This is a genomic window from Streptomyces torulosus, assembly GCF_001419765.1.
GTDB lineage: Bacteria > Actinomycetota > Actinomycetes > Streptomycetales > Streptomycetaceae > Streptomyces > Streptomyces torulosus.
The window spans coordinates 1-1,587 of the sequence record NZ_LIRK01000963.1 but is presented as its reverse complement, the minus strand read 5'-3'; the positions used below and the strand labels follow the sequence as shown (position 1 = coordinate 1,587).

The 1,587-nt window shown below is 72.0% G+C and carries 2 protein-coding genes; both read right to left on the bottom strand.

Features of this window, described 5'->3' with window-relative positions; all coding sequences use genetic code 11:
* On the bottom strand, positions 1-622 hold a 622-nt coding region (locus AOK23_RS43115), incomplete at its 3' end, for an urea amidolyase associated protein UAAP2 (RefSeq protein ID WP_055717813.1).
* Positions 619-1,443, bottom strand: coding sequence for an urea amidolyase associated protein UAAP1 (locus AOK23_RS43110; RefSeq protein ID WP_055717812.1), 825 nt, complete (start codon positions 1,441-1,443; stop codon positions 619-621). The genes AOK23_RS43110 and AOK23_RS43115, both read right to left, overlap by 4 nt.
* Positions 1,444-1,587: the final 144 nt, after the last annotated feature.

Here is a 1,587-nt window from a genome sequence, read left to right as displayed (position 1 = left end):
CGGTCGGGGCGGCGGGGGCTTCGAGCGGTGGCTGGTCGATGGTCATCTCGACGGCCGTCGGGGTGAAGCCGTTGCAGGGGTTGTTGATCTGGGGGCAGTTGGAGACCAGGACGAGGACGTCGCGCTCGGCACGCAGGGTCAGGGACAGCCCCGGCGCGGAGATGCCGTCGACGATGCCGAGGGTGCCGTCCTTCTCGACCGGCACGTTCATGTACCAGTTGACGTTCGACACGAGGTCGCGTTTACCGAGGCCGTGCCGGGCGCCCTCCGCGAGGAAGTTGTCCACGCAGGCGTGCTGCGACCAGGTGTGGTGCCCGTACCGCAGGGTGTTCGACTCCTTCGAGCAGGCGCCGCCCACCGTGTCGTGCCGGCCGACGTCGTCGGCGACCACGGTCATCAGCGGGGTGTGCTCGTTGGACATCAGCACACTGCCGGTGGTGAGGAAGATGCCGCCCTGCGCGTGGATCGTGTCGGGGGCGCTGTAGCGGACGGCTGTGTCGTGGGCGTCGTACACGAGGAAGTCGACGGCCTGATTGCCGTGCAGATCGGTGAGGGTGAGGGTCCCGCCGGCCGGGACGACGGCGGACCAGGCGGCGCGGGCCGCAACGACCACGGTCGTCATGCGGTCCCCCTGGCGGTGCGGAACTCGGCGGTGTTGAGGAAGGCCCGGCGCCCTTCCGGGGTGGCGTTCCACAGCGGATCGTCCGGCTCGGTCGCTCGGGCCCGCCAGGCGAGCACCTCCAGCGCGGTGCTCACGTACTCCGGGCGCGGATCGGCCGGGTGCGGGACGTTGGCGATGAGGACGGTGACGTCCTGCTCGGTGCGCAGGGTGACGCTGGTGCCGGGGCCGGCGGAGCCGGTGAAGTCGAGGGTGCCGTCGTCGCGTACGTCGACGCCCTGGAAGAACGAGAGGGAGGGCGGCAGGTCGCGGGGGCCGAGGCCGTTCTTCGCGGCGGCGAGCTTGAACAGCTCGCGTCCGGCGGGAGAGGGGGACTGGGGGCTGCCGTCGCCGTACCGGGCGGTGTTGCGTACGAGGGTGGAGGTGCCGCACAGCGCGTCGTGCCGGCCGGAGGTGTCGGCGACCAGGGAGGCGAGGACGCGGCCCTGGTCGGACAGGAGCAGGACGCCCTCGCCGAGGTAGGCGTTCCACTGGACCTTGACGGTGTCGGCGACGTTCAGCCGCTCCCAGGGACGGTCGGCGACGTACAGCAGGACGTGGGCGCAGGCGTCGCCGTGCGGGTCGGTCAGGCGCAGCTCCGTGCCGCGGGCCAGCACCTTGTGCGTGTAGTTGCCGCCCGCGACCGTCTCGGCCCACACCAGGGGGCCGGCGTCGGCGGGCGGGTCGGGCCAGTCGCCGGCCGGGACCACCGGCATCGTCTCGGCGCGGGTGCCCTCCTGGGCGCGGGCGTGGTCGCGTGCTCCGTACGTGGTCGCTGTCGCCATGGCGGGACCTCCGGGTGCGGCGCTCATTTCTGTCGTGCGACAGAAATTAGGGGGGAGGTGGGTCGCCGCCATGTCCCGCGCGTTGCGGGGCAGTTACTGGGACCTCACCGGTCGTTCGTCGACGGGAGGTTGGTGAGGGAGGGT

Bases quoted from the DNA above. Each gene is read 5' to 3' on its own strand.
- AOK23_RS43110 (WP_055717812.1), bottom strand. From the start codon at position 1,443: ATGGCGACAGCGACCACGTACGGAGCACGCGACCACGCCCGCGCCCAG.